The following is a 237-nucleotide window of genomic DNA, read 5'->3' on the forward strand; positions in this document are numbered from 1 at the left end:
GGTGTGATGGATCACGCGGTAGTCGAAATCCTGCTTCTGGGCGGCGGTCGGAAGTTCCCCGTAGAGCAGGAGGTAGCAGGTCTCCAGGAAGTCGCCCTTCTCGGCGAGCTGCTCGATGGGGTAGCCGCGGTATTCCAGCACGCCGGCATCGCCGTCGATATAGGTGATCTTCGACTGGCAGCTACCGGTGGAGGTGAAACCGGGGTCATAGGTGAACATGCCGGCCTGGGCGTAGAG

The 237-nt window shown here is 62.0% G+C and carries 1 protein-coding gene; it reads right to left on the reverse strand.

Annotation, left to right across the window (positions count from 1 at the left end):
• Positions 1-237 (reverse strand): citrate/2-methylcitrate synthase (locus QSV46_RS41030; protein ID WP_314964500.1); only part of this gene is annotated, 237 nt, incomplete at both ends.

The organism is Bradyrhizobium cosmicum (assembly GCF_032290525.1).
In the GTDB taxonomy this organism is placed as follows: Bacteria; Pseudomonadota; Alphaproteobacteria; order Rhizobiales; family Xanthobacteraceae; genus Bradyrhizobium; species Bradyrhizobium cosmicum_A.